General features: G+C 49.4%; 1 protein-coding gene. It reads left to right on the top strand.

All coding sequences use genetic code 11. The features are described 5' to 3' along the window. A partial coding sequence (locus tag BKK48_RS09700) for a hemagglutinin repeat-containing protein (protein WP_208604191.1) occupies positions 1-1,328 on the top strand: 1,328 nt, incomplete at both ends.

Here is a 1,328-nt window from a genome sequence, read left to right as displayed (position 1 = left end):
GCTTCAGAACGGTTGAAAGCGGCGAATGTGATGAGTGTGGCAGCGCAGGGTTATAACCTATACGATGCAGCGAATAAGATGCTGAATAAAGACCCGAAATCAGGCACTTATTTATTCCGTGTGGAATCGGGCAGTGGCGTGGCACACAGCCGTCAAAGCCAAGAAAGTGTGGCGGAGATTAGCCAAGGCAGTCGCATTAATGCGAAATCAATTCACCTTATGGCGCGTGGTGATGGCACAACAAACGAGAAGGGCGAGAAAAAACTTGGCAACATCAACCTGACTCACACAGCGTTCAGCTCAAGAGATGAAACCGGCGCAAGAATCAAAGACAGTCAAATTACTTTAACGGGCAACGAACTGAACCTCCAAGCGGGTGAAAGCCACACGAAGTTTAAAGGCAGAAACCAAAGTGTAGGTGTGGAAGTGGGCATGGCAGCGACAGTGGGCGCACAAACAGGCGTGGGGGTATATGCTCGTGTAGGGGCAAGCGGAGGAAAAGAAGATGGCAAAAGCCGCACTTACCAAGCGAGCCACCTAGACAGTGAAACCATCACCCTCAACAGCCAAGGAGATACGAACTTCATTGGCAGCCAAGCGAAGGGTAAAACTATCAACGCCAATGTCGGCGGTAAGCTCCACATTGAAAGCCTCCAAGATGAAGAGAGGTTCAAGACTAAATCACAAGGTGGCGGTTTAGAAGTGGAGTTTGGTTTTGGGAACAACTGGAGCTTAAGTGGCTATGGCAATGCTTCCAAAGGCACGACTTATCGCAAACAAGTGAATGAACAGGCGGGACTGTTTGCAGAAGAGGGTGGCTATCATATCAACGCCCAAAATGTTCATTTAAAAGGCGGAGCGATAGCCAGCACGAATCCACAAGCGAGCGAACTCAAAACCAACCGCCTAACGTTTGAAGACATTCAAAACGAATCATCCAGCCGTTCGGCCAGTGCAAGTATCAATGGCAGCCTCAAAGAAAGCCAAGGGCAATGGGAGGATAACGAAACAGGCAAAGTCACGAAATCGAACAGCCCAAACAGCCCAAACAGCACAAAAATTGACAGCCAACGTAAAGGTGGAATCAGCCCTGGGTTACCGATGTATGAACAAAGTAGCGACAGTAGCCTTACCCGAGCGACCTTAACGGAAGGGACAATCACCTTAAACAAAGACACAACCCCAACCCAAACTACCGCCCAATCCTTAGGCATCAACACCGAGCTTAGCAAAGCCAACGCACAGGTGGCACAGATGCAAGATGTGAAAGCCCAGCTTCAAGAGCAACAGCAACTTTCTGCAGCGATAGGGCAGATGAAAAGTGCGGT

This window comes from Rodentibacter heidelbergensis, from assembly GCF_002000125.1.
Classification (GTDB): domain Bacteria; phylum Pseudomonadota; class Gammaproteobacteria; order Enterobacterales; family Pasteurellaceae; genus Rodentibacter; species Rodentibacter heidelbergensis.
The sequence above is the reverse complement of the archived record's forward strand: the minus strand, read 5'-3'. Positions and strand labels throughout refer to the sequence as shown.